This window comes from Pseudomonas delhiensis (assembly GCF_900187975.1).
GTDB classification, from domain to species: domain Bacteria; phylum Pseudomonadota; class Gammaproteobacteria; order Pseudomonadales; family Pseudomonadaceae; genus Pseudomonas; species Pseudomonas delhiensis.
On the sequence record NZ_FZPC01000014.1, the window covers coordinates 132,750 to 153,540 of the forward strand.

A 20,791-nucleotide genomic window follows, 5' to 3' on the forward strand; every position below is an offset into this window, starting at 1 on the left:
GACCGTGCTTCCTGGAACCGAGCGGACTCTGTCCGCGATCATCCGTCGTTGAAAACGGCGGATAACGCCGTAGGCGTTATGCGCCCTACGGGTTTCCAGAGAAACCACCGAGCGCACCGGAACGCCCCTTCAGAAGGCCGAGCGAAACCAGCGCTCAGGAGGTCATGGACCGGTTCTCAGAGGAACATGCCGCCGGAGGCCTCCACCCGCTGGCCATTGATCCAGCGGCTGTCGTCGCTCAAGAGGGCGACCACGGCGCCACCGATATCGTCCGGCAGGCCGACGCGGCCCAGCGCGGTGTTGCCGGCGATCTGCCGGTTGAGCTCGGCGTTGTCGCGCACCAGGCCGCCGCCGAAGTCGGTCTCGATGGCGCCGGGGGCGAGGATGTTCACCGAGATGCCGCGCCCGCCCAGTTCCCTGGCCTGGTACTTCGTCAGCACCTCCATGGCGCCCTTCATGGCCGCATAGGCGGCATAGCCGGGCAGGGCGAAGCGGGTGAGGCCGGTGGAGACGTTGAGGATGCGCCCGCCGTCGGCGAGCAGCGGCAGCAGCTTCTGGGTGAGGAAGAAGGGGCCCTTGAACTGGATCTTCAGCAACTGCTCGAACTGCGCCTCGGTGGTCTCGGCGAAGGCTGCGTGGAGGCCGATGCCGGCGTTGTTCACCAGGTAGTCGAAATGCGGGCGGCCGAAGTGCTCCTTCAGCACGCTTTCGACGTTCCGGGCGAAGTCGGCGAAGCTGGCGCTGTCGGCGACGTCCAGGGGCAGCATCCGCACCCGGGCGCCGTGCTGCTCGATCTCGTCGGCGACGATCCGCGCCTCGTCGGCCTGGCTGCGGTAGGTACCGATGATATCGACGCCGGCGGCGGCCAGGTGCAGTGCGGCGTTGCGGCCCAGGCCGCGGCTGGCGCCGGTGATGAGGGCGATCTTGCGGGACATGGCGTGGCTCCTGTGTGGGGTGGCTTCGGGGACAAGGTTATTGTCCTGGCTGGTTCTGATAAACACGGCAAAATCGGAAATACTGGTCGGCACAGCCGAACAATCAGCAGGCCTCGCCGCCCATGATCAAACCCGAACTGTTGCGCACCTTCGTGCGTGTCACCGAACTCTCCAGCTTCAGCCAGGCCGGCGAGCAGCTGGGCCTGCCGCGCTCCAGCGTTTCCGAGCAGGTCCGGCAACTGGAGGGCCTGCTCGGCACCCGCCTGCTGCAGCGCACCACCCGCAAGGTCCGGGCGACCCAGGACGGCCTGGTGTTCTACGAGCGTAGCAAGGCGCTGCTGGCGCAGATGGACGAACTGCAGGGGCTGTTCCGCCGCGACGGCGAGGTGCTCGCCGGGCGCCTGCGGGTGGACATGCCGACCATAGTGGCGCGCAAGGTGGTGATGCCGCGCCTGGGCGAGTTCACCGCCCGCCATCCGGGCCTGGAGCTGGAGGTGAGCAGCACCGACCGCCGCGTCGACCTGGTGCGCGAGGGTTTCGACTGCGTGCTGCGCGTGGGCGGCGCCGCGGAAGCTTCGCTGGTAGCCCGGCCGCTGGGTGGTTTCGAGCAGATCAACTGCGCCAGCCCCGCCTACCTGGCCGCCTTCGGCACGCCCCGTGGCCTGGAGGACCTGGCCGGGCACCGCCTGGTGCACTACGTACCCGTGCTGGGCATGCGCCCGGCCGGCTTCGAGTTCCGTCGCGAGGGTGCGACGCACTTCCTGCCGATGGCCGGCGGCGTGACGGTGAACAACGCCGAAGCCTACGAAGGCGCCTGCCTCGGCGGGCTGGGGCTGATCCAGGCGCCGCGCCACGGTCTGTGCGACTACCTGGCCGACGGCCGCCTGGTGGAGGTGCTGCCGGACTTGCGCCCGGCGCCGCTGGAGGTGACGCTGCTCTACGCTCACCGCCAGCAGCCAACGCGGGTGCGGGTGTTCATGCAGTGGCTGCAGGGTCTGGTGGAGGAGGTGGCCGGCCGCTGAGCCGGCCGCGCGCCCGCTCAGCTCGGCCAGTCCGAATCGAGGATGATCCGGCAGAAGTCGATGCGCTCGAACTGCGCGTCCTTCAGCGCCAGGACGTCGGCCTTGACGTTGCCGAAGGTGGTCTGCGGCTTGTCCTTGATGCCCTGGTAGAAGGCCTCGATGATGTCGTTCTTGAAGTCGCCGCCGCGCGGGTGGGCGGCCACCACGGCGTCGCGCACCGCGTCGGGGAACTCGGCGTAGTCGATGCCCAGCACGTCCATCTCCACCCCGGCGGTGACCAGGGCGATCTCCGGCCGCATGTGCTGCGGGATGCCGGGGGTGGTGTGCAGGGCAATGGCGGTCCACACGGTTTCCACGTCGCGCTCGGCGATGCCGTGGCTGCGCAGGAACTCGGCGGCGCAGTCGGCGCCGTCCACCTCGAAGCGCTCGCACTTGCTGCAGTAGCGCGGCAGCAGCCCCATGTCGTGGAACATGGCGCCGGCGTACAGCAGCTCGGCGTCGTACTTCAGGCCCCGGCGCGCGCCGGCGAGTGCGCCCCAGTAGTACACCCGCGAGGAGTGGTGGAACAGCAGCGGGGTGGCGGTGTCGCGCACCAGTTCGGTGATTTCGCGGGCGAGCTGGCTGTCGGGGACTTTCACCCCCTGGATGTCGAGCGTCATGGTGGCCTCCTGATGAGTGTCGCGGCGATGTCGTGCCGTGCCTCCATTGGAAGTCCGTAGCGCTTTGGCAGCAATCGACAGGGTGGACCGAATCCTGCCAACCAACGCCGATGCCCTGCCAGCCTTGTGGAATGAGACTCCGCTGAAAATGACGTCATAAAACTGACGAATCTTGTCGCACGTCAAATCAGAAGTCGGTTGTCCGTCACATTCTTACGGTAATCCATTAAGATGCTGCGGGTTTTGTCGCCGTATTCTGGTCCTCGCCGAGCCATCACCGTGTTCTTCGCTTCCACCGCCATCCGTCGCTCCTCTGTGCTGCAACGCGCGGCGCTGCTGGCCCTGCTGGGCCTGGCGGCGCCCCTGTGCCTGGCGGCTTCCAACGCCTCGGCGGGCGACGGCGCGGCCCTGCGCGGCATGCTGCTGGGCATCCTCAGCTACGTGCGCTGGCCGCGGGAGCCGCAGACCCTGGAGCTGTGCGTGCTGGGCGAGAGCGAATACGCCGACGACCTGCTGCGCCGGGGCAGCCTGCTGCAGGCCAGTGGCCGCCGCGTCGAGGTGCGCCGGGCCCGGGTGGACGACTCCGGCCTGGGCCAGCGCTGCAACGTGCTCTACCTCGGCAGGCTGGATGCGGAGCAGCGCCAGCGGGCATTCGCCGACATCGCCGGGCACCCGGTGCTGTCGCTCAGCGAGGACGACCCCGACTGCAGCGTCGGCAGCGTGTTCTGCCTGGACCTCGGCGCCGCGCCGCCGTCCTTCGCGGTGAACCTGGACTCGGTGGCGCGCAGCGGCGTGCGGGTGCACCCCAGCGTGCTGAGCCTAGGCCGGCGGAGGGGCGCGCCATGAGCCTGCCACGCCTGACCGAGCGGCGCAGTACCCGGCGCAAGTCGCTGGGCCGCCTGCTGTACCGCGCGCACCTGGGGGTGGCCCTGGCCTCGGTGTGCATGGCCGGCCTGGCGGTGAGCGTGGTCGGCCTGCTCACCCTGCGCGCCTATGCCGAGCACAACCTGCACCTGATAGGCCGCTCGATGGCCTACACCGTCGAGGCCGCGGTGGTGTTCAACGACAGCGCCGCCGCCGAGGAGGCCCTGCGCCTGGTGGCCAGCACCGAGGAGGTTCGCCGCTGCGCCGTGTACGACGCCCAGGGCCGCCTGCTGGCCACTTGGGAGCGCAGCCACGGGGGCAGCCCGCTGCGCCACTTCATCGGCCGCTGGTGGCTCAACCACGAGTCGGTGCAGCCCATCGTCCACGACGGCCGGGCGATCGGCGAGGTCCGCCTGACCGGCACCGGCGGGCGCCTGCTGAGCTTCCTGCTCACCGGCCTGGGCGGCATGCTCGGCTGCCTGGCGCTGACCGCCCTGGGCGCCTTCTACCTGTCGCGGCGCATGGTCAGCCGCATCGTCACGCCGCTCGACCGCCTGGCCCAGGTGGCCCACGCGGTGCGCCGCGACCGCCAGTTCTCGCGGCGAGTGCCCTCGGCGCGCATCGCCGAGCTGGACGAACTGGGCGGCGACTTCAACGCGCTGCTCGACGAACTGGAAGCCTGGCAGCAGCACCTGGAGCGCGAGAACGCCTCCCTGGCGCACCAGGCCAACCACGACAGCCTCACCCACCTGCCCAACCGCGCCTTCTTCGAGGGCCGCCTGAGCCGCACCCTGCGCGACCTGGCCCAGCACGGCGGGCAGGCGGCGGTGCTGTACATCGACTCCGACCGCTTCAAGGCGATCAACGACGAACTCGGCCACGCGGCCGGCGACTGCGTGCTGGTGGCCATCGCCGAGCGCATCCGCGGCCAGCTTCGCGACAGCGACCTGGTGGCGCGCCTGGGCGGCGACGAGTTCGCCGTGCTGCTGGCGCCGCTGCCGGACGGCCGCGCGGCGCTGCGCATCGCCGACGACATCCTGGCCAGCATGGCGGCGCCCATCGCCCTGCCGGACGGCAGCAGCATCACCACCTCGCTGAGCATCGGCGTGGCGCTCTACCCGCAGCACGGGCGCACCCTGGCGGAGCTGCTGCAGCGCGCCGACGGCGCCATGTACCACGCCAAGCGCAGCGGCCGCGGCATGCGCAGCCTGGCCGGCGAGGAAGCGGATTCCACCCCCGAGGACCACGAGGAGACAGCCCGTGACAGCCAAGCCCCTGAAACCTAGCCGCCTGTTCATCGGCCTGCTGCTGAGCCTGCTGCTGGCCGGCTGCCAGACGCCGCCCGCGCCGCAGAAGGGGCTGAGCGCCGAGCAGGTCGCCGTGCTCCGCCAGCAGGGCTTCGCGCTGGGCGAGGAAGGCTGGGAGCTGGGGCTGTCGAGCAAGGTGCTGTTCGGCAACAACCTCGACAACATCGACCCGGCCAGCCGTGGCGAGGTCGAGCGCATCGGCCGCGTGCTGCTGGGCGTGGGCATCGACAGGCTGCGTCTGGAAGGCCATACCGATTCCTACGGCGATGCAGGTTACAATCAGCAGCTCTCGGTGCGCCGGGCACAGTCGGTGGCCCAGGTGCTGGCCGGCATCGGCATGCCCCGGGAGAACCTCGAAGTCATCGGCCGCGGCATGCAGCGGCCGGTGGCGGACAACAGCAGCCCCGCCGGGCGCATGGAGAACCGCAGGGTATCCATCATCGTCCCGGCCGAGTAAGGAGTCGCCATGGAGCGGTCTTCGCCATTGGCAGCCTACCACCTGGCCCTGAGCGAACGGGGCTTCGTCGAGGACCTCGCGCAGCATCGCGCCGCGCAGCACCTGGAGGCCTGCCAGGCGGCCCTGCACCGTGGCGAGCGGCCGCCGGGCGTCTACCTGTGGGGCCCGGTGGGGCGCGGCAAGACCTGGCTGCTGGACCGCTTCCACGCCAGCCTGCGGGTGCCCGCGCGGCGCCAGCATTTCCACCATTTCATGCAATGGGTGCACCGCCGCCTGTTCCAGCTCTCCGGCACCGCCTCGCCGCTGCAGGCCCTGGCCGCCGAACTGGCCGGGGAAGTGCGGGTGCTGTGCTTCGACGAACTCTTCGTCAGCGACATCGGCGACGCCATGCTGCTGGGCGGCCTGCTGCAGGCCATGTTCGAACAGGGCGTGGTGGTGGTCGCCACCTCCAACCAGCCGCCCGAGGGGCTCTACGCCGACGGCTTCAACCGCGAGCGTTTCCTCCCGGCCATCGCCGCGCTGGAGCGCCACATGCAGGTGCTGGCCACCGATGGCGGCCAGGACCACCGCCTGCACCCGGGCGCGCCGGTGCAGCGCTACTGGCTCGCCCGCGCCGGGGTGCCCAGCGCCCTGGGCTACGTGTTCGCCGCGCTGGCCGGCAGCGGCAGCGCGGCGCCGCTGGCGCTGGGCGGCCGCGAACTGGCCGTGGTGCGCCATGGCCGCGGGGTGCTCTGGTGCCGCTATGCCGACCTGTGCGAACGGCCCTGGTCGGCCCAGGACTTCATCGCCCTGTGCGACCGCTTCCACGCCATCCTGCTGGGCGACATCCCCGAACTGGGCGGCGAACGCCGCGAGGCGCGCATCGCCCGCGGCACCGAGGACGGCGCCCGGCGCGTGCTGGCCGGCGACCGCCAGTTGCCGGCGCTGTCGGCCCGGGACGACGGCGTGCGCCGCTTCATCGCCCTGGTCGACGAATGCTACGACCGTGGCGTGCCGCTGTACCTGGAGGCCGAGGTGGCGCTGGAGGCGCTCTACACCCGCGGCGGCCTGGAGTTCCCGTTCCGCCGCACCCTGAGCCGCCTGCGCGAGATGCAGACCAGCCGCTTCGGCCGCTGAGCGGCGCGCACGGGCACGTTCGTCGAGCCTGTTCCAGACTTGTCGATTCCGCGTCCCGCCGGACGACCAGGAACAGGGCGCGGCCACGGTGGCCGCGCACCCGACAGGAGACAGCCCATGCCACGCATCCAGCGCATCACCCCCTGCCTGTGGTTCGACGACCAGGCGGAGCAGGCCGCGGCCTTCTACACGGCCATCTTCCCCAACTCGCGCATCACCGCCGTCAGCCATTACGGCGAGGCCGGCCGGGAAATCCATGGCCACCCGCCGGGCTCGGTGATGACCGTGGCCTTCGAACTGGACGGCCTGGCCTTCACCGCGCTCAACGGCGGGCCGGTGTTCCAGTTCAGCGAGGCGCTGTCGCTGCAGGTGAACTGCGACAGCCAGGAGGAGATCGACCACTACTGGGAACGCCTGTCCGCCGGCGGCCCGGTGGAGGCGCAACAGTGCGGCTGGCTGAAGGACAGGTACGGCCTGTCGTGGCAGATACTGCCGGCGGCGCTCGCGGACATGATGGCCGGCCCGGCGACGGCGGCGTCGCAGCGCCTGATGCAGGCGCTGCTGGGCATGAAGAAACTGGATATCGCGGCGTTGCGCCGGGCCTATGACGGGCACCCGTAGGGCGAATGACCGTTCGCGGGCCGGGCACCGATGGGCGGGGCAACGGCGGATAACGCCGTAGGCGTTATGCGCCCTACGGGGGAATGGCATGGATGGCGCAGGGCGAATGACCGTTCGCGGTTATCCGCCGCGGCCGGGCACCGATGCGCGAGGTCGACGGCGGATGCCGTACCTCCTGTAGGAGCGGGCCCCGCCCGCGATCGAACCCGCAGGCTGCACCGGGGGCAGGCGAAAAAAAGGCCGTTACCGAGTCGCGGGGGAAGCGGGGAGTGGTAACGGCCTTGAGGCTTCAAAACCAGGCGAGCAACACCTGATGGGGTAATAAGCTAGCAAACTGTTCGCAGGCTAATGATGAATGCGCTTGATAGTGCATATGGGCCAGGGCGATGGTCCGCCGGCAGGCCCGGTTGCGGCGCGCGGCGCGAGTTTCGGCTATCAATACAGGGCGGCCCGCTTCGCGCGGGTGGCGACGCGGCGTGCTTGCCGGCGCGCCTTCGACCTGGCACCGGCCTCGTGGCCGGCTCGAAGAAGGAACGACCCGATGCATTCGATCACCCGCTGGCTGGGGACCGCGCTGCTGGCCCTGGGGCTCCTGGCGCAGGGCGCGCAGGCGGCCGAGGAACGCAAGCCGATCCATTTCGGCGAACTCACCTGGGAAAGCGGCAGCCTGATCACCGAGGTGCTGCGCCTGCTGGTGGAGCAGGGCTACGGCTACCCCACCGACACCTTGCCCGGCAGCACCGTGAGCCTGGAGACGGCCCTGGCGCACAACGACATCCAGGTGATAGGCGAGGAGTGGGCCGGGCGCAGCCCCGCCTGGATCAAGGCCGAGGCCGAAGGCAAGGTGGCCGGCCTGGGCGACATCGTGAAGAACGCCAACGAGGGCTGGTGGGTGCCGGACTACGTGATCCACGGCGACCCCGCCCGCGGCATCGCCGCCGCCGCGCCGCAGCTGCGCTCGGTGAGCGACCTGCCGCGCTACCGCCAGGTGTTCCGCGACGCCGAGGCGCCGGACAAGGGGCGCTTCCTCAACAGCCCCACCGGCTGGACCTCGGAGATCGTCAATTCGCAGAAGCTCAAGGCCTACGGCCTGGAAGACAGCTACGTGAACTTCCGCAGCGGCTCGGGCGCGGCCATGGACGCCGAGATCGCCTCGGCCATCCGCCGCGGCAAGCCGGTGCTGTTCTACTACTGGTCGCCGACGCCGCTGATGGGCCGCTACAAGCTGGTGCGCCTGGAAGAACCGCCCTTCGACGCCGAGGCCTGGAAGACCCTGGTGGACGCCGGCAACCCCAACCCGCGCGGCTGCCAGTCGCTGCCGGCGCGCCTGTCCATCGGCGTTTCGGCGGCCTTCCGCGAGGACTACCCGGACCTGGTGGCGCTGTTCCAGAAGGTCGACATCCCCATCGAGCCGCTCAATGCCGCCCTGGCGAAGATGAGCGAGACGCGCCAGGCCCCGCGCGAAGCCGCCCGCGCCTTCCTCAAGGCGCATCCGCAGGTGTGGCAGGGCTGGCTGCCGGAACCGGCGCGGGCCAAGGTCGCCGCCGCGCTCTGATCAACCTTTGCCGAACCCCGCCTGCAGGTCCGCCAGGGCCTGCTTCAGGCCCTCGCTGGCGGCCTTCTGGCGCTGTTCCAACTGCTTGGCGCGGGCCTCGCAGGCGGGGCCGAGGTCCTTGGCCAGCGCCTGCAGGGCGGGCTCCTTGGCGATGGCCCGGCGCAGCTCGGCGTCGCCCAGCAGCGCCTGGGCCTGCGCCAGCGCCTCCATGGCCTGGCGGTAACGCAGGGTCAGTTGCCTGGCGTAGGCGCCGAGGCCGTCGCCCAGTTGCGCGGCCACCTCGGCCTGGGGCCCCTGGCTGCCGGCCCGGGCCTTGGCGCTCAGCTCCGGCAGCGCCGGCAACTGCACCAGGGTGCCGCTGGGCAGGGCGGCCAGGTCGGCCAGCTGCGGATTCTGCCGGAGCAGGGCGCTCTCGACCTTCTCACGCTGCTTCACCGTGAGCCGGCTGTACAGCTTGTCGGCGATTTCGCCGAGGCTCTTTTCACCGCGGAACGGGATGACGGGCATGCTGCACCTTCCTTAGACGCCGATGAGGTTGCACAGGTTGATGTCGTTGGGCACCGTGGCGCCGCTGAGCACCCTGATGTTGCCGCTGCTGGCGTTGCCGATGACGATGGCCCGTTCCAGTTGGGTGCTCAGGTGCAGGCTGTCGGCGCTGTCGCGGGTGGCGTGGTCCACCGTCGCCCGCAGGCGGTTGCCCCAGGCGCCCGGGCTCGCGGCGGCGAGCACCAGGCTGCCGCCGGCGGTGGCCAGGGTGAGGGTGGCGGTGTCGTCGTCGAGGTCGCCGTTGAACACCCGGACGATCAGCGCGTCGCTGCCGCCGTGCTGGAAGAACTGCATGACCGCGTAGCCCAGGGTGCTCGGCTGCCACAGGCCGCCGAACAGCCGGCTGTACTCGGCGAAGCCCTGCAAGCGCACCGGGCGGTTCACCGGGCCGCGCAGGGCACGGCCGACGAAGGCGGTGATGGAGGTGGCGACGCCGGTGATGCTGCGCACGCCGCTGGGTACTTCTTCGATGTAGACGCCGGGGTAGGTGAGGTTGGACGGCATGAGCGGAACTCCTCAGCAATCACTCTGAAGTCCGGTCTCAGCAGAACGGCGCGCGGACCGGGTATTGAACTACTCGGTGCACAGAGGACGATGCGGACTGCAGGACAGCACGCGATCGGGAAGACGGGCATCGATGCCCGGCGTGGCAGGAAGGGGGATGGGGGATCGCGTCCTTGCTGCGAGGTCAGGCCTTGATGCGGGACTGCGGGAACCCGATTGCCCAGACGGGCCGAAGGTCTGTTGACCACCATAGTTCAGCGCCAGGGGGGCGCAATGGTGTCACCGTACTGGCCAATGCGGGCCCGGGATACTGGCGAAAAAATGGCAGTCGGGCTGGGAAGCGCAGCGGCCGTGGCTGCCGCCGCCAGGCCCGCGCAGGCGGGTGGCTGGCGCCGCAGCGACGAACGGTAGGGCACAGGGCCCGCGGCCGGCGCCGCGGGCCCCCGGCATCAGAGGATGCTCAGCGGGTACTCGATGAAGGCGCGCACCTCGTTGAGGTCCGGGCCGACGTCGTTGTCCGCGCGGTAGATGGAGTTGCGCAGCTTGAACGACAGGTCCTTGGCCGGGCCGCTCTGGATCACGTACTTGACCTGGTTGAACAGCTCGCGCTCGGTGCCGTCGGAGTCGCCGCCGGTGTCGATGTTGTCGCCGCGCACGTAGGCGATCTTGTAGGTCAGGCCGGGCACGCCGTAGCCGCCGAAGTCCAGCTCGTAGCTGGCCTGCCAGGAGCGTTCGTCCTTGAGGTTGAAGTCGGCGTAGTAGGAGTTGGCCAGGTAGATGGTGCCGCCGCCGTCGCCGTAGTCGTAGGCGTAGCCGGCATCGCCGGTGCTGCGCTGGTGGGCGAGGATGAAGGCGTGCGGGCCGACGCTGTACCTGGCCGCCAGGCTCCAGATGGTGTTGCGGTCGTTGTCGCCGTCGCCGCCGAAGTCCAGCGCGGCCTGGGAGCCGTCGTCGTACTTGGTGCGGTAGATGTTGAAGTCGAAGTTCAGCGCCTGCTCGGCGGCCAGCGGCAGGGTGTAGTTGACGTTGGCGTAGTTCTTCTCGAACACGTCGCGCACGTCGCTGTGGTACAGCGCCACGCTGAGGTCGTCGGTGATCGCGTAGCTGCCGCCGTAGAGGTAGATCTCGTCCAGGTGGTTGGGGTCGCGCGCCGGGCTGCCCATGGGGCTGTCGGCGGTGAACTTGCCGACGTTCAGCTGCAGGCCCTTGATCTCCTCGCCGCTCAGCAGCACGCCGGTGAAGGCCTGCGGCAGCATGCGCGAGTCGTCGCGGGAGAGCACCGGCAGGTCGGGGAACTGGTTGCCGTACTTGATCACGGTGTTGGAGAAGCGCAGCTTCACCGCGCCGCCGGCCTCGGACAGGCTGTCCACCGGCTTGCCGTCGTCGTGTTCGTTGAAGATGCCGGTGTAGTTGCGCCCGCGGCCGCTGTCGAGCTTGACGCCGAGCAGGCCGTAGGCGTCGACGCCGAAGCCCACGGTGCCCTGGGTGAAGCCGGACTCGAAGGTGCCGATGAAGCCCTGGCCCCAGACCTTGGCGTCGTTGGTGTGGTCCTTGTAGTCGCGGTTCCAGTAGACGTTGCGCAGCAGCAGGTCGAGCCTGGCGTCCTCGATGAATCCCTTCGACTCGTCCTGGGCGCTGGCCTGTGCCAGCTGGGTGCCCGCGGCCATCACGGCGAAGGCCAGCGCATGACGTTTCATGATCCTCATGGATATAGCTCCTTTGGTTTCCAACGCTCAGGTTTTAGCAGCTTTTCGTACTGGTACCAGTGACCGGATCGTCATTCGTCGGAAATTTCCTACGGCTGGAAGCCGCGTGCTAGAGCCTGGCGCTGCGGATCATGTGATGGCTATCTAATAGCGTTTGCCTGGCGGAAGGGGCGCGCGGCCCCTTCCGCGGGGCGGTCAATAGCTGAAGAAACCCTGGCCGCTCTTGCGCCCCAGGCGGCCGGCCGCGACCATTTCCTTGAGCAGCGGGGCGGGGCGGTACTTGGAGTCGTCGAAGCCGTCGTGGAGCACCTGCATGATCGCCAGCAGGGTGTCCAGGCCGATCAGGTCGGCCAGGGCCAGCGGGCCGATCGGGTGGTTGCAGCCCAGCTGCATGCCGGCGTCGATGTCGGCGGCGCTGGCCAGGCCTTCCTGGAGCACGAAGATGGCCTCGTTGATCATCGGCACCAGGATGCGGTTGACCGCGAAGCCCGGGGCGTTCTTCACGCTCACCGCGGTCTTGCCCACCAGGGCCGCGAAGGCCATGGCGCGGGCGTGGGTCTCGTCGGCGGTCTGCAGGCCGCGGATCACCTCCAGCAGGCCCATCACCGGCACCGGGTTGAAGAAGTGCAGGCCGATGAAGCGCTGCGGGTTGCGCACCACCACCGCCAGCTGGGTGATGGAGATGGACGAGGTGTTGCTGGCGATGACGCAGTCGGGGCCGACCAGCTCGTCCACCTGGCGCAGGATGCGCAGCTTCAGCTCGAGGTTCTCGGTGGCGGCCTCGATCACCAGGTCGGCGTCCTTCAGCGCGGCATAGTCGGTGCCGCCGTGGATGCGCGCGAGGATGCCCGGCTTGTCGGCGGCGGCCAGTTTGTCCTTCTTGATCAGCCGTTCGAGGTTGCCGTCGATGCTTTTCAGGCCACGCTCGACGGCGGCGTCGGAGACGTCGACCATCGCCACCTGCAGGCCGGCGGCGGCACACACCTGGGCGATGCCGTTGCCCATGGTGCCGGCGCCGATCACGCCGATCTTGCGGATGTCGAGGGGGGAGTCTTGGGTGCTCATGTCTTGTCAGTCCTCTCTGGAATCGAAGCGGGGGGCCCGCGGGCGCCGGCGGCGACGATAGCGCAGGCGCCGGCCGGCGGCGAGCCTCGCGTGGGGTGGGTTGCAGGCAGCTGTGCCTTTGCCGAGGGCATATGCGCCATTTCCTGGCCGGATAGTCCGTGTGGCTGGGGCTGGGCGCGACTCTTTGGCACAGTATTGCCATGAGTGTCGGGTGGGGGCCTACCGGGGCGTCCGGCGTGGCCGGCGAGCCCTATCGCGGATAACGCCGCAGGCGTTGCCCCCCCAGATGAACCGCACCAGGATTCAGGCAACCCCATGAAATTCGAACGCATTCCCCTGGACTACCCCTGCGGCCCGGCGCCGGAGCCCGGCGCCAGCCGCGAGATCGCCCCGGGCGTGCACTGGCTGCGCATGCCACTGCCGCTGAGCCTGGACCATATCAACCTGTGGGCGGTGGAGGACGGCGACGGCTGGGCGCTGTTCGACACCGGCATGCACACCCCGGCGAGCCTGGACGCCTGGCGCGCGCTGCTGGGCCCCGGCGGCGCCCTGGGCGGGCGGCGGCCGACGCGGCTGTTCGTCACCCACATGCACCCGGACCACGTCGGCCTGGCCGGCTGGCTCACCCGCGAGTACGGCTGCGAACTGCGGATGACCTTCGGCGAGTACATGAACTGCCGCGTGCTGGCCGCCGACAGCGGCCGCGAGGCGCCGCCCGAGGGCATCCGCTTCTACCGCCGGGCCGGCTGGGACGACGCGGCCATCGCCCACTACCGGGCGCGCTTCGGCGGCTTCGGCAAGTTCATCTGGCCGCTGCCGGAAAGCTACCGGCGCCTGCGCGACGGCGAGCGCATCCGCATCGGCGGGCATGACTGGCGGGTGGTGGTGGGCAGCGGGCATTCGCCGGAGCACGCCAGCTTCCACTGCCCCGACCTGCGCCTGCTGGTCGCCGGCGACCAGGTGCTGCCGCGCATTTCGCCGAACGTCTCGGTGTTCCCCACGGAGCCCGAGGCCGACCCGCTGGGCCAATGGCTGGAGTCCCTGGCCAAGGTGCGCCGCGAGGTGCCCGACGACGTGCTGGTGCTGCCGGCCCACAACGAGCCCTTCCAGCCCCTGCACGCGCGCCTGGCGCACCTGGAGCGCGGCCACCAGCGGGCCCTGGAGCGCCTGCAGGAGCTGCTGGCGGAAGGCCCGAAGCGCGCCATCGACCTGTTCGGCGCGCTCTTCGCCCGGCGCATCGACCAGGACCTGCTGGCGCTGGCCACCGGCGAGTGCCTGGCCAACCTCAACTACCTGGTGCAGCGCGGCCGGGTGGCGGCCAGCGAGGACGCGCAGGGCGTGGCCTGGTACCGCCTGGCCTGAAGCCCGGGCTCAGATCCAGACGTCGTTGGGCGCGGTGCGCTCGCCGCCCTGGTCGCCGGTGTTGACCACGCCGCGCGGCTCGATCAGCAGCACATGCACCTCCTGCGCGGCGAAGGGCTTGTGCTCCACGCCGCGGGGCACCACGTACAGCTCCCCGGCACGCAGTCGCACGGCGCCGTCGCGGAAGTCGATGCGCAGCTCGCCGTCGAGCACCATGAAGGTCTCGTCGGTGTCGGCATGGCTGTGCCAGACGAACTCGCCCTCCAGCTTCACCAGCTTGAACTGGTAGTCGTTCATCTCGGCCACCACGCGCGGCTGCCACTGCTCGTGGATGGCCGCCAGCTTGGCGGCGAGGTTGACCGGTTGATGAGGGTGTGCGGATGTTTGCGGCATGTTTCAGCTCCTGGATCGTCGAAGCGGCCAGGTTAGGGCGCCAGGGCGCGGGCGTCTTGCATATTCCTGCGCATGGGTGCGCTGCCGGGCGGATTTTCCGCCTAAGGAAAACCCCAATGCCTACGGGAGCCTACCCCCATGCCGAGGCCGTTTCCCCGTATGGTCCCGCCCGGGGCCCATCCCCTAAGGTGCCCCTGGCCCCCGCCCCACGAAGGCGGGGCCGCCTTGTAGCGACACGCCCGCCAATAACAACAAGAGGCCCCCCATGCGCCAATTCCCCCCGCGCACGCTTTCGCCCGTCCTTGATGGGTTCCTGCCGGATACGCCCGCAGTGGCCCAAGAGGAGCGGACCCCATGAACACCCAGGCCAAGACCCCGGCGCAGCTGCGCCCCAGGCGCTACGCCTACGAGTGGTACGTCGTCAGCCTGTGCATGGTGGCGTACATCTTCTCCTTCGTGGACCGGCAGATCCTGGCGCTGATGATCGAGCCCATCAAGGCCGATCTGCAGCTCAGCGACACCCAGTTCAGCCTGCTGCACGGGCTGGCGTTCTCGCTGTTCTATGCGGTGATGGGCTGGCCCATCGCCTACCTGGCCGACCGCTTCTCGCGGCCGCGGATCATCGCCGTCGGCGTGGTCTTCTGGAGCCTGGCCACCGCCGCCTGCGGGCTGTCGAAGAACTTCCTGCACATGTTCCTGGCGCGCATCGGCGTCGGCGTGGGGGAGGCGGCGCTGTCGCCGGCGGCCTACTCGATGTTCAGCGACCTGTTCCCCAGAGAGAAGCTCGGCCGCGCGGTGGGCATCTACTCCATCGGCTCCTTCGTCGGCGGCGGCCTGGCCTTCCTGGTCGGCGGCTACGTCATCGACCTGCTCAAGGACACCCACGCCGTGGCGCTGCCGCTGCTGGGCGAGGTCAAGGCCTGGCAGCTGACCTTCTTCATCGTCGGCCTGCCCGGGGTGCTGGTGGGCCTGCTGATCTGGCTGACCGTGCGCGACCCGCAGCGCAAGGGCCTGAGCCGCGACGCCAGCGGCCAGGCCAGGGCCGTGGCGCCGGGCGACGGCGTGCGCTTCCTCGGCCGCCACCGGCTGACCTTCACCTGCCTGTACCTGGGCTTCTCCTGCTACGCCATGGCCCTGTACGCCATGCTCAGCTGGACCCCGGCGCTGTACATGCGCAAGCACGGCCTGGACCCGGTGAGCACCGGCTACACCCTGGGCGTGGTACTGCTGCTGGCCAACACCGCCGGCGTGTACTGCGGCGGCTGGCTGACCGACGTGCTGGCCCGCCGCGGCCACGGCGACGCGGCCATGCGCACCGGCGTGATCGGCGCCATCGGCATGCTCGTGCCGGTGGCCCTGTTCGCCCTGGTGGAGCCGCTGTGGCTGTCCCTGGCGCTGCTGGTGCCGGCGATGTTCTTCGCCTCCTTCCCCCTGCCGACCTCCACCACGGCCATGCAGAACCTGGCGCCGAACCAGGTGCGCGCGCAGGTCTCGGCGATCTTCCTGCTGGTCAGCAACCTGCTGGCGGTGGGCCTGGGCACCACCCTGGTGGCGCTGATCACCGACCGGGTGTTCGGCGACCCGGCGGCGGTGGGGGCGTCCATCGCCATCGTCTCCGCGGCGGCCACGCTGCTGACCATCGGGCTGTTGTGGAAAGGCTGCGGGAGTTATCGCGCGAGCCTGGTTCGGGAGCAGGGCGAATAGGGCGGGTGCCAGCGGACGGTTCAGTGCCGCTGGCAAGCCCGATCGCGGACGGAGTCCTACGTTGCAGGCGAGCATGGCTTCTCGTAGGAGCGAGCTTGCTCGCGAACAAACACGGTGCCATGCGGTTCGCGAGCAAGCTCGCTCCTACAAAGAGCATCTCGGCGCGGGCCACAAGACAGTTGCTCCTACGCTGAGGCATGGCGCCAGAAATTCTAATCCCCGTCACTCCCGCGAACGCGGGAGCCCAGAAGACAGTTACAGGAGAGACGCCATCGTAGGATGGGTTGAGCGAAGCGATACCCATGGCCGCATGGGTTTCGCCAAGGCTCAACCCATCCTGCGAAGCGCGGCTCGGCGCGTGTCGCTCCTACGACAGCCGTGGGCCCATCAGGCGAACACGAAGTACTTGCGCACCGTCTCCACCACTTCCCAGGTGCCTTTCATCCCCGGCTCGATGACGAACACGTCGCCGGCCTTCAGGTGCACCGGCTGCTCGCCCTCGGGGGTGATGACGCAGTAGCCGTCGAGGAAGTGGCAGTACTCCCATTTCTCGTAGTTCACCTCGAACTTGCCGGGGGTGCAGATCCAGGTGCCCATGATCTTGCTGCCGTCCGCCGAGGTGTAGGCGTTGAGGTTGACGGTGTGCGGGTCGCCGCCGATGCGCTTCCACTTGGTGGCGTCCAGCACGGGGGTGGGGCAGGTTTCGCGCAGCACGGTGATGAAATCGGACATGTCAGCTCCAGGTCGGTGGGGTATGGCCCGTCACCATAGGGGCATTGCCCGAAGTGGAATTGCCTGGATTCGACGCCGATGTGCCTGGAAACGCTGCCAGGCCCTGGTTCCTCGACAATTCCGCGCCATACGCGCGCCCTTTTGTATTGATTCTGCGGATCCTGGCGCCGCCGGGTTTGAAACCTGGCCATTCCTTGCCTAAACCTAAAGTCGAGCCAGGCTGTTCAGCCGTGCTGGGCAGCGAAGGGGTAGGGCACGCCAACCATGTCTAACGACCAAGGAACGACATCCATGACAAGCAAACTGCTCAACAAGAGTGCGATCTTCGCGGTTCTCAGCGCCGCCAGCCTGTTGGCCCAGGCGGACCAGGCCGGCGGCAACGGCTGCGGTTGGGGCAACATGGTGTTCGAAGGGCAGCGCGGGCTGTTCCCGCACCTGCTGGCGACCACCACCAACGGCACTTCGGGCAACGCCACCTTCGGCCTGACCTCCGGCACCAACGGCTGCAACTCCGATGCGCGCCTGGGCTATGGCGGCCGCTCGATCTTCGCCATGAACGGCATGCTCGACAACATCGCCGAGGACATGGCCAAGGGGCACGGCGAGGCGCTGGACGCCTACGCCACCCTGCTGGGGGTGCAGGCTCAGGATCGTGCGCATTTCGCGCAGGTTACTCAGCGGCATTTTGGTGAGATTTTTGCCAGTAAGGATGCGACTGGGGAGCAGGTCTATGCCAACACCCTGGCGGTGATGCAGCGTGATCCGACGCTGGCGCGCTATGCCAAGCAGCCTGCCTGAGGTTCGCGTAACGAGAATGTCCTTGCTGTTCACTTAAGGAAGAATGCCGTTTCTCTTCATGGGAGAAACGGCATTTTTCATATGGGGTGGGGTTATGGTTTCGTTTGCGAGCCTTTGCACTCAATCCCGCGAACGCGGGAACCTAAAAAAGACGTCGGGTTTGGTGTAGCGCGCCGCTCCGAGTGCTCGGATGTCTCTCGTTTCGCCCCCTCGGGCGAGTCCCTTTTGTCAGTCGGTGGAAGGCCACCCCCGCAAAAAGGAACCAAAAAGGCTTGCCCCGCATACGGGCCCGATGGAGCCGGGCTACCCTCGCAAATTCCCCCGCCACGGAGGCCCGCCCCGACAGCACGTCCCTGTGCTGATCGGGGCTCTCGCGACATCCATGTCGCATGACCTCCTGAGCGCCGGTTTCGCTCGGCCTTCTGAAGGGGCGCTCCGGTGCGCGCGGATATTCCTCTGGAAACCCGTAGGGCGCATAACGCCTACGGCGTTATCCGCCGTTTGCGTCGTGTATCGGCGCATCGGCCAACGGCGGATAACCGCGAACGGTTATTCGCCCTACGAGTTTGCCGGCTGACGCTGTGTTATCCGTGCACGCCGAACGGCTCCCTCTCCCTTCAGGGCGGGCCGCGTAGGCGAGGGCTGGGGAGAGGGTTACGGACTCCACTCACACACCTCTGCCAACCCTGACGTCACCCCCCTCCCTAACCCTCCCCCGCAAGCGGGAGAGGGGACCGTTCGGCGCGAAGCGCAATCGCGAAGCTCCCTGGCAACATGCCGGGTTTTCAGCGACGGAAAATCGCGGACGGAGTCACCGCCCCTCAGGAAGGATGAGGCTGCGCCACGCCGGCCGGGCGTTCGTCCGCCGCCACGACGCGGTTGCGGCCGGCCTGCTTGGCCTGGTAGAGCAGGGCGTCGGCCGCCGCCAGCACCGCGTCGGCGTCCGTCCGCCCCTCGCTGCTGAAGGCCACGCCCAGCGACAGGGTCACCCGGCCCACCCGGGGGAACGCCGTCTGTTCCGTCGACAGGCGGATGCGCTCGGCGACTTCCGCCGCCACGCCGAGCGAGGTGCCCGGCAGCAGCAGGATGAATTCCTCGCCGCCGGCGCGGCACGGCAGGTCGCCGCTGCGCGAGTTGCACCGCAGCACCTCGGCGAAGGCCTGCAGCACCTGGTCGCCGGCGGCGTGGCCGAAGCTGTCGTTGACCTGCTTGAAGTGGTCGATGTCCATGCTGATGACGGCGAAGGGCTCGCCGCGCGCCACCCAGCTCGCCAGGGTGGCCTCCAGCGCCCGGCGGTTCGCCAGGCCGGTCAGCGGGTCGCTCTGGGCCTGGCGGTTGAGCTGGCCGATGCGCTCCTGGGTCATCCGCCCGCCGATGATCAGCGCCCGGCGGATGCGCCAGGCCTCGAAGTACCAGGCGCGCACTTCCTCGATGCGCTCGGTGTTGTCCAGCTGCGCCGCGTAGTCGGCCAGCCGGCGCAGGGGGTGGCTGATCCGCGCGGCTATCCACCACAGCAGCGGGAAGCCGAGCAGGATCATCGGCACGATTCCCGCCAGCACCTGCAGCATCAGCGTGCGCACCGCGCCGAGGGTGACGCTCAGCGGCTGCTGCGAGACCACGCCCCAGCCGCTGTCCGGCACCGCCGCGTAGCCGGCGAGCACCTCCAGGCCAAGGGTGTTGACGAGCTGCAGGGCGCCGCTTTCGCCGCGCAGCGCGGCGTCCACCGCGGCGTTGGGGCCGACCGTCTGGCCGATGCGCTCGCGCTGGGGGTGGTAGAGCAACTGGCGCTGTTCGTCCACCAGGTAGATGAAGGAGGTGTCCTCCTGGAAGTGCCGGCTGACGATGTGGTTCAGCGAGTTGGCGCGGTTCAGGTAGATGGTGCCGCCCACCAGGCCCAGGTAGTCGCCGCGGGCGTTCCACACCGGCTGGGAGACGAACACCACCCGTTCGCCGGACTGCGAGTGGAAGGCCGGGCTGATCATCGCCTGGCGCTCTTCCAGGGGGCGCCGGGACAGTATCTTGCGGCCGTTGGCGCCGAGCCAGCGGGGAACGGCGGTGAGGATCCGCCCCGAGGCGTCGGCGATGACCACGGTGTTGAAGCTGCCGTCCTGGCGGGCCAGGCGTTCCACCTCGGCGTCGCGGACCGCCGCATCGGCGAAATCCTGCCCGAGCAGGGCCGCGCTGTAGGCCAGGCGGTCGAGGGACGAGGCCAGGCTCTGGCTGATGCTCAGCGCCACCTTGGCCGCATAGGCGCGGTTGTGCTCCAGCGCACTGAGGACCAGCGCCTCCCGCTGGATGCGGTAGGTGGTGAAGAGGTCGTTGGCCAGGGTCGCGATGGCCGCCAGCGAGGCGAACAGGAGGATCAAGGTGCGCAGGTTGAGCCTGGGCATGGGCCCCAAGGACATGGCGAATTCCGTCGATGCTATGGATATCGCCTCGCCATCCACCCTGGCCGGCGGCGGGTGGATCGCGGACGCTAGGGCGCCATTATGGACAAGGCCGGGCGCGCGCCGGGGGTATCGGCGGAGATTCAGAGATGGGGCTTGGAAAGCGGGAATGTTCCGTCGGAACTATAGGACGAGAAGGGGACGAGAAGGGGACGAGAAGGGGGACGGGCCGGGGAGGGCCGCCCCTTGCCCCGGCGTGCCTGGCGTCGGCAGCGGGGTGCAAGGGGCTTCAGGCGCGGCGGGCCGGCTGTTCGTCCCTGGCCACGCTGGCGCAGCAGTGCAGCAGGGCATCGCGGATCATGAAGTTGACCAGGGTCGGGGAAACCCCCAGCTCGCGGGCGATCTCCTTCTGCTGTACGCCGTGCAGGCGGTACATCTCGAAGGCGTAGCGAGTGCGCTCGGGCAACTGGCTCAGGGCCTCGTCGATCTGCTCGAGGGTATCGAAGTTGATGTGCAGGGTTTCCGGCGTGGCGCCGTAGGCCGCCTCGGCCTCCATCAGCTCCTGGGGCGCGCCGGTGTGGCGCTGCTCCAGCGCCTGCTTGCGGTAGTGGTCGATGGCCAGGTTGCGCACCACCTGGAACAGGTAGCTCATCTGCGCCTTCAGCGGAATGGAGCTGCCGGAGGCGTTCTGCAGGCGGAAGAAGGTGTCCTGCACCACGTCCTCGGCATGGGCGCGGCAACCGAGGAAGCGCGAGGCGAACTTGACCAGGATGGAGCGATTCTCGATGAAGGTCGCGACCAACGGCGAGGCATAACGGGAGGTGGGCAGTTCATCCAGCATGAGAATCACCTAGCGGCAGTATGGGTGGGCAATTCGCTAGTGGGGGTACGCATCCAGCGAGCCGAGCCGGAAAGTATTTGAAATGAGAATCATTGTCAACAATTGTAAAGGAATGTTCTTCCAGGCCGGAAAGCCCCGTCCGGACTGGCTTTGTGCTATCTCCGCCAGCGCCTTTGGCCAGTTGAGATTACTAATTATTTCGAATGACCGTCCGTAC

20 protein-coding genes are annotated in these 20,791 nt (G+C 68.9%); 10 read left to right on the forward strand and 10 right to left on the reverse strand.

Features of this window, described 5'->3' with window-relative positions:
* Positions 1-176 precede the first annotated feature (176 nt).
* Positions 177-935 (reverse strand): SDR family NAD(P)-dependent oxidoreductase, encoded by a 759-nt coding sequence (locus CHC02_RS14565; protein ID WP_089392173.1) that lies wholly within the window; start codon positions 933-935, stop codon positions 177-179.
* Between the two features lie 122 nt (positions 936-1,057).
* Between CHC02_RS14565 and CHC02_RS14570 the strand changes: the two genes are divergently transcribed.
* Positions 1,058-1,957, forward strand: coding sequence for a LysR substrate-binding domain-containing protein (locus CHC02_RS14570; RefSeq protein ID WP_089392174.1), 900 nt, complete (start codon positions 1,058-1,060; stop codon positions 1,955-1,957).
* A gap of 17 nt (positions 1,958-1,974) precedes the next feature.
* Here CHC02_RS14570 and CHC02_RS14575 read toward each other — a convergent pair whose 3' ends face one another.
* Positions 1,975-2,616, reverse strand: coding sequence for an HD domain-containing protein (locus CHC02_RS14575; protein WP_089392175.1), 642 nt, complete (start codon positions 2,614-2,616; stop codon positions 1,975-1,977).
* 279 nt (positions 2,617-2,895) lie between these two features.
* Here CHC02_RS14575 and yfiR point away from each other — a divergent pair, with 279 nt between their 5' ends.
* The 6 genes from yfiR (at position 2,896) to CHC02_RS14605 (ending at position 8,536) form a co-directional block, all read left to right on the forward strand.
* Positions 2,896-3,462 carry a regulatory sequestration protein YfiR gene (gene yfiR, locus CHC02_RS14580; RefSeq protein ID WP_244160913.1) on the forward strand — a complete coding sequence of 189 codons (567 nt, stop codon included), beginning with the start codon at positions 2,896-2,898 and terminating at the stop codon, positions 3,460-3,462.
* Positions 3,459-4,766: a diguanylate cyclase DgcN/YfiN gene (dgcN, locus tag CHC02_RS14585; RefSeq protein WP_089392177.1), complete on the forward strand. Its 1,308-nt coding sequence runs from the start codon at positions 3,459-3,461 to the stop codon at positions 4,764-4,766. Before yfiR ends, dgcN begins: the two co-directional genes overlap by 4 nt.
* Complete coding sequence (gene yfiB, locus CHC02_RS14590; protein ID WP_089392178.1) at positions 4,741-5,244, forward strand: outer membrane lipoprotein YfiB; 504 nt, start codon at positions 4,741-4,743, stop codon at positions 5,242-5,244. The genes dgcN and yfiB overlap by 26 nt, the downstream gene beginning before the upstream one ends.
* 9 nt (positions 5,245-5,253) lie before the next feature.
* Positions 5,254-6,360, forward strand: a complete 1,107-nt coding sequence (gene zapE, locus CHC02_RS14595) for a cell division protein ZapE (protein ID WP_089392179.1) — start codon at positions 5,254-5,256, stop codon at positions 6,358-6,360.
* Between the two features lie 117 nt (positions 6,361-6,477).
* Complete coding sequence (locus CHC02_RS14600) at positions 6,478-6,981, forward strand: VOC family protein (protein WP_089392180.1); 504 nt, start codon at positions 6,478-6,480, stop codon at positions 6,979-6,981.
* Positions 6,982-7,522: 541 nt separating this feature from the next.
* Positions 7,523-8,536 (forward strand): ABC transporter substrate-binding protein, encoded by a 1,014-nt coding sequence (locus tag CHC02_RS14605; protein ID WP_089392181.1) that lies wholly within the window; start codon positions 7,523-7,525, stop codon positions 8,534-8,536.
* On the opposite strand, the gene CHC02_RS14610 is transcribed toward CHC02_RS14605, so the two are convergent.
* The 4 genes from CHC02_RS14610 to CHC02_RS14625 all read right to left on the reverse strand — a co-directional run bounded on the left by CHC02_RS14610 (position 8,537) and on the right by CHC02_RS14625 (position 12,357).
* The gene (locus CHC02_RS14610; RefSeq protein WP_089392182.1) at positions 8,537-9,043 is read right to left on the reverse strand and encodes a tail protein X; all 507 of its coding nucleotides are present in this window, start codon (positions 9,041-9,043) and stop codon (positions 8,537-8,539) included. It lies immediately after the preceding gene.
* A gap of 12 nt (positions 9,044-9,055) precedes the next feature.
* On the reverse strand, positions 9,056-9,586 hold the full coding sequence (locus tag CHC02_RS14615; RefSeq protein ID WP_089392183.1) for a hypothetical protein: 531 nt from the start codon (positions 9,584-9,586) through the stop codon (positions 9,056-9,058).
* Between the two features lie 449 nt (positions 9,587-10,035).
* On the reverse strand, positions 10,036-11,292 hold the full coding sequence (locus CHC02_RS14620; RefSeq protein ID WP_089392184.1) for an OprD family porin: 1,257 nt from the start codon (positions 11,290-11,292) through the stop codon (positions 10,036-10,038).
* A gap of 195 nt (positions 11,293-11,487) precedes the next feature.
* The gene (locus CHC02_RS14625) at positions 11,488-12,357 is read right to left on the reverse strand and encodes a 3-hydroxybutyryl-CoA dehydrogenase (protein ID WP_089392185.1); all 870 of its coding nucleotides are present in this window, start codon (positions 12,355-12,357) and stop codon (positions 11,488-11,490) included.
* Positions 12,358-12,672: 315 nt separating this feature from the next.
* Here CHC02_RS14625 and CHC02_RS14630 point away from each other — a divergent pair, with 315 nt between their 5' ends.
* A complete protein-coding gene (locus tag CHC02_RS14630) occupies positions 12,673-13,719 on the forward strand; it encodes an MBL fold metallo-hydrolase (RefSeq protein ID WP_089392186.1) in 1,047 nt (348 codons plus the stop codon).
* 9 nt (positions 13,720-13,728) lie between these two features.
* On the opposite strand, the gene CHC02_RS14635 is transcribed toward CHC02_RS14630, so the two are convergent.
* On the reverse strand, positions 13,729-14,112 hold the full coding sequence (locus CHC02_RS14635) for a cupin domain-containing protein (RefSeq protein ID WP_089392187.1): 384 nt from the start codon (positions 14,110-14,112) through the stop codon (positions 13,729-13,731).
* Between the two features lie 354 nt (positions 14,113-14,466).
* On the opposite strand from CHC02_RS14635, the gene CHC02_RS14640 reads away from it, so the two are divergent.
* Positions 14,467-15,816: a spinster family MFS transporter gene (locus CHC02_RS14640; protein ID WP_089392188.1), complete on the forward strand. Its 1,350-nt coding sequence runs from the start codon at positions 14,467-14,469 to the stop codon at positions 15,814-15,816.
* Between the two features lie 387 nt (positions 15,817-16,203).
* Here CHC02_RS14640 and CHC02_RS14645 read toward each other — a convergent pair whose 3' ends face one another.
* Positions 16,204-16,548, reverse strand: coding sequence for a cupin domain-containing protein (locus CHC02_RS14645; RefSeq protein ID WP_089392189.1), 345 nt, complete (start codon positions 16,546-16,548; stop codon positions 16,204-16,206).
* 291 nt (positions 16,549-16,839) lie between these two features.
* Between CHC02_RS14645 and CHC02_RS14650 the strand changes: the two genes are divergently transcribed.
* A complete protein-coding gene (locus CHC02_RS14650) occupies positions 16,840-17,346 on the forward strand; it encodes a DUF3015 domain-containing protein (RefSeq protein ID WP_089392190.1) in 507 nt (168 codons plus the stop codon).
* A gap of 821 nt (positions 17,347-18,167) precedes the next feature.
* On the opposite strand, the gene CHC02_RS14655 is transcribed toward CHC02_RS14650, so the two are convergent.
* Both CHC02_RS14655 and CHC02_RS14660 read right to left on the reverse strand, forming a co-directional pair.
* The gene (locus CHC02_RS14655) at positions 18,168-19,751 is read right to left on the reverse strand and encodes a GGDEF domain-containing protein (RefSeq protein ID WP_089392191.1); all 1,584 of its coding nucleotides are present in this window, start codon (positions 19,749-19,751) and stop codon (positions 18,168-18,170) included.
* Between the two features lie 271 nt (positions 19,752-20,022).
* The gene (locus CHC02_RS14660; protein ID WP_089392192.1) at positions 20,023-20,574 is read right to left on the reverse strand and encodes an RNA polymerase factor sigma-70; all 552 of its coding nucleotides are present in this window, start codon (positions 20,572-20,574) and stop codon (positions 20,023-20,025) included.
* Positions 20,575-20,791: the final 217 nt, after the last annotated feature.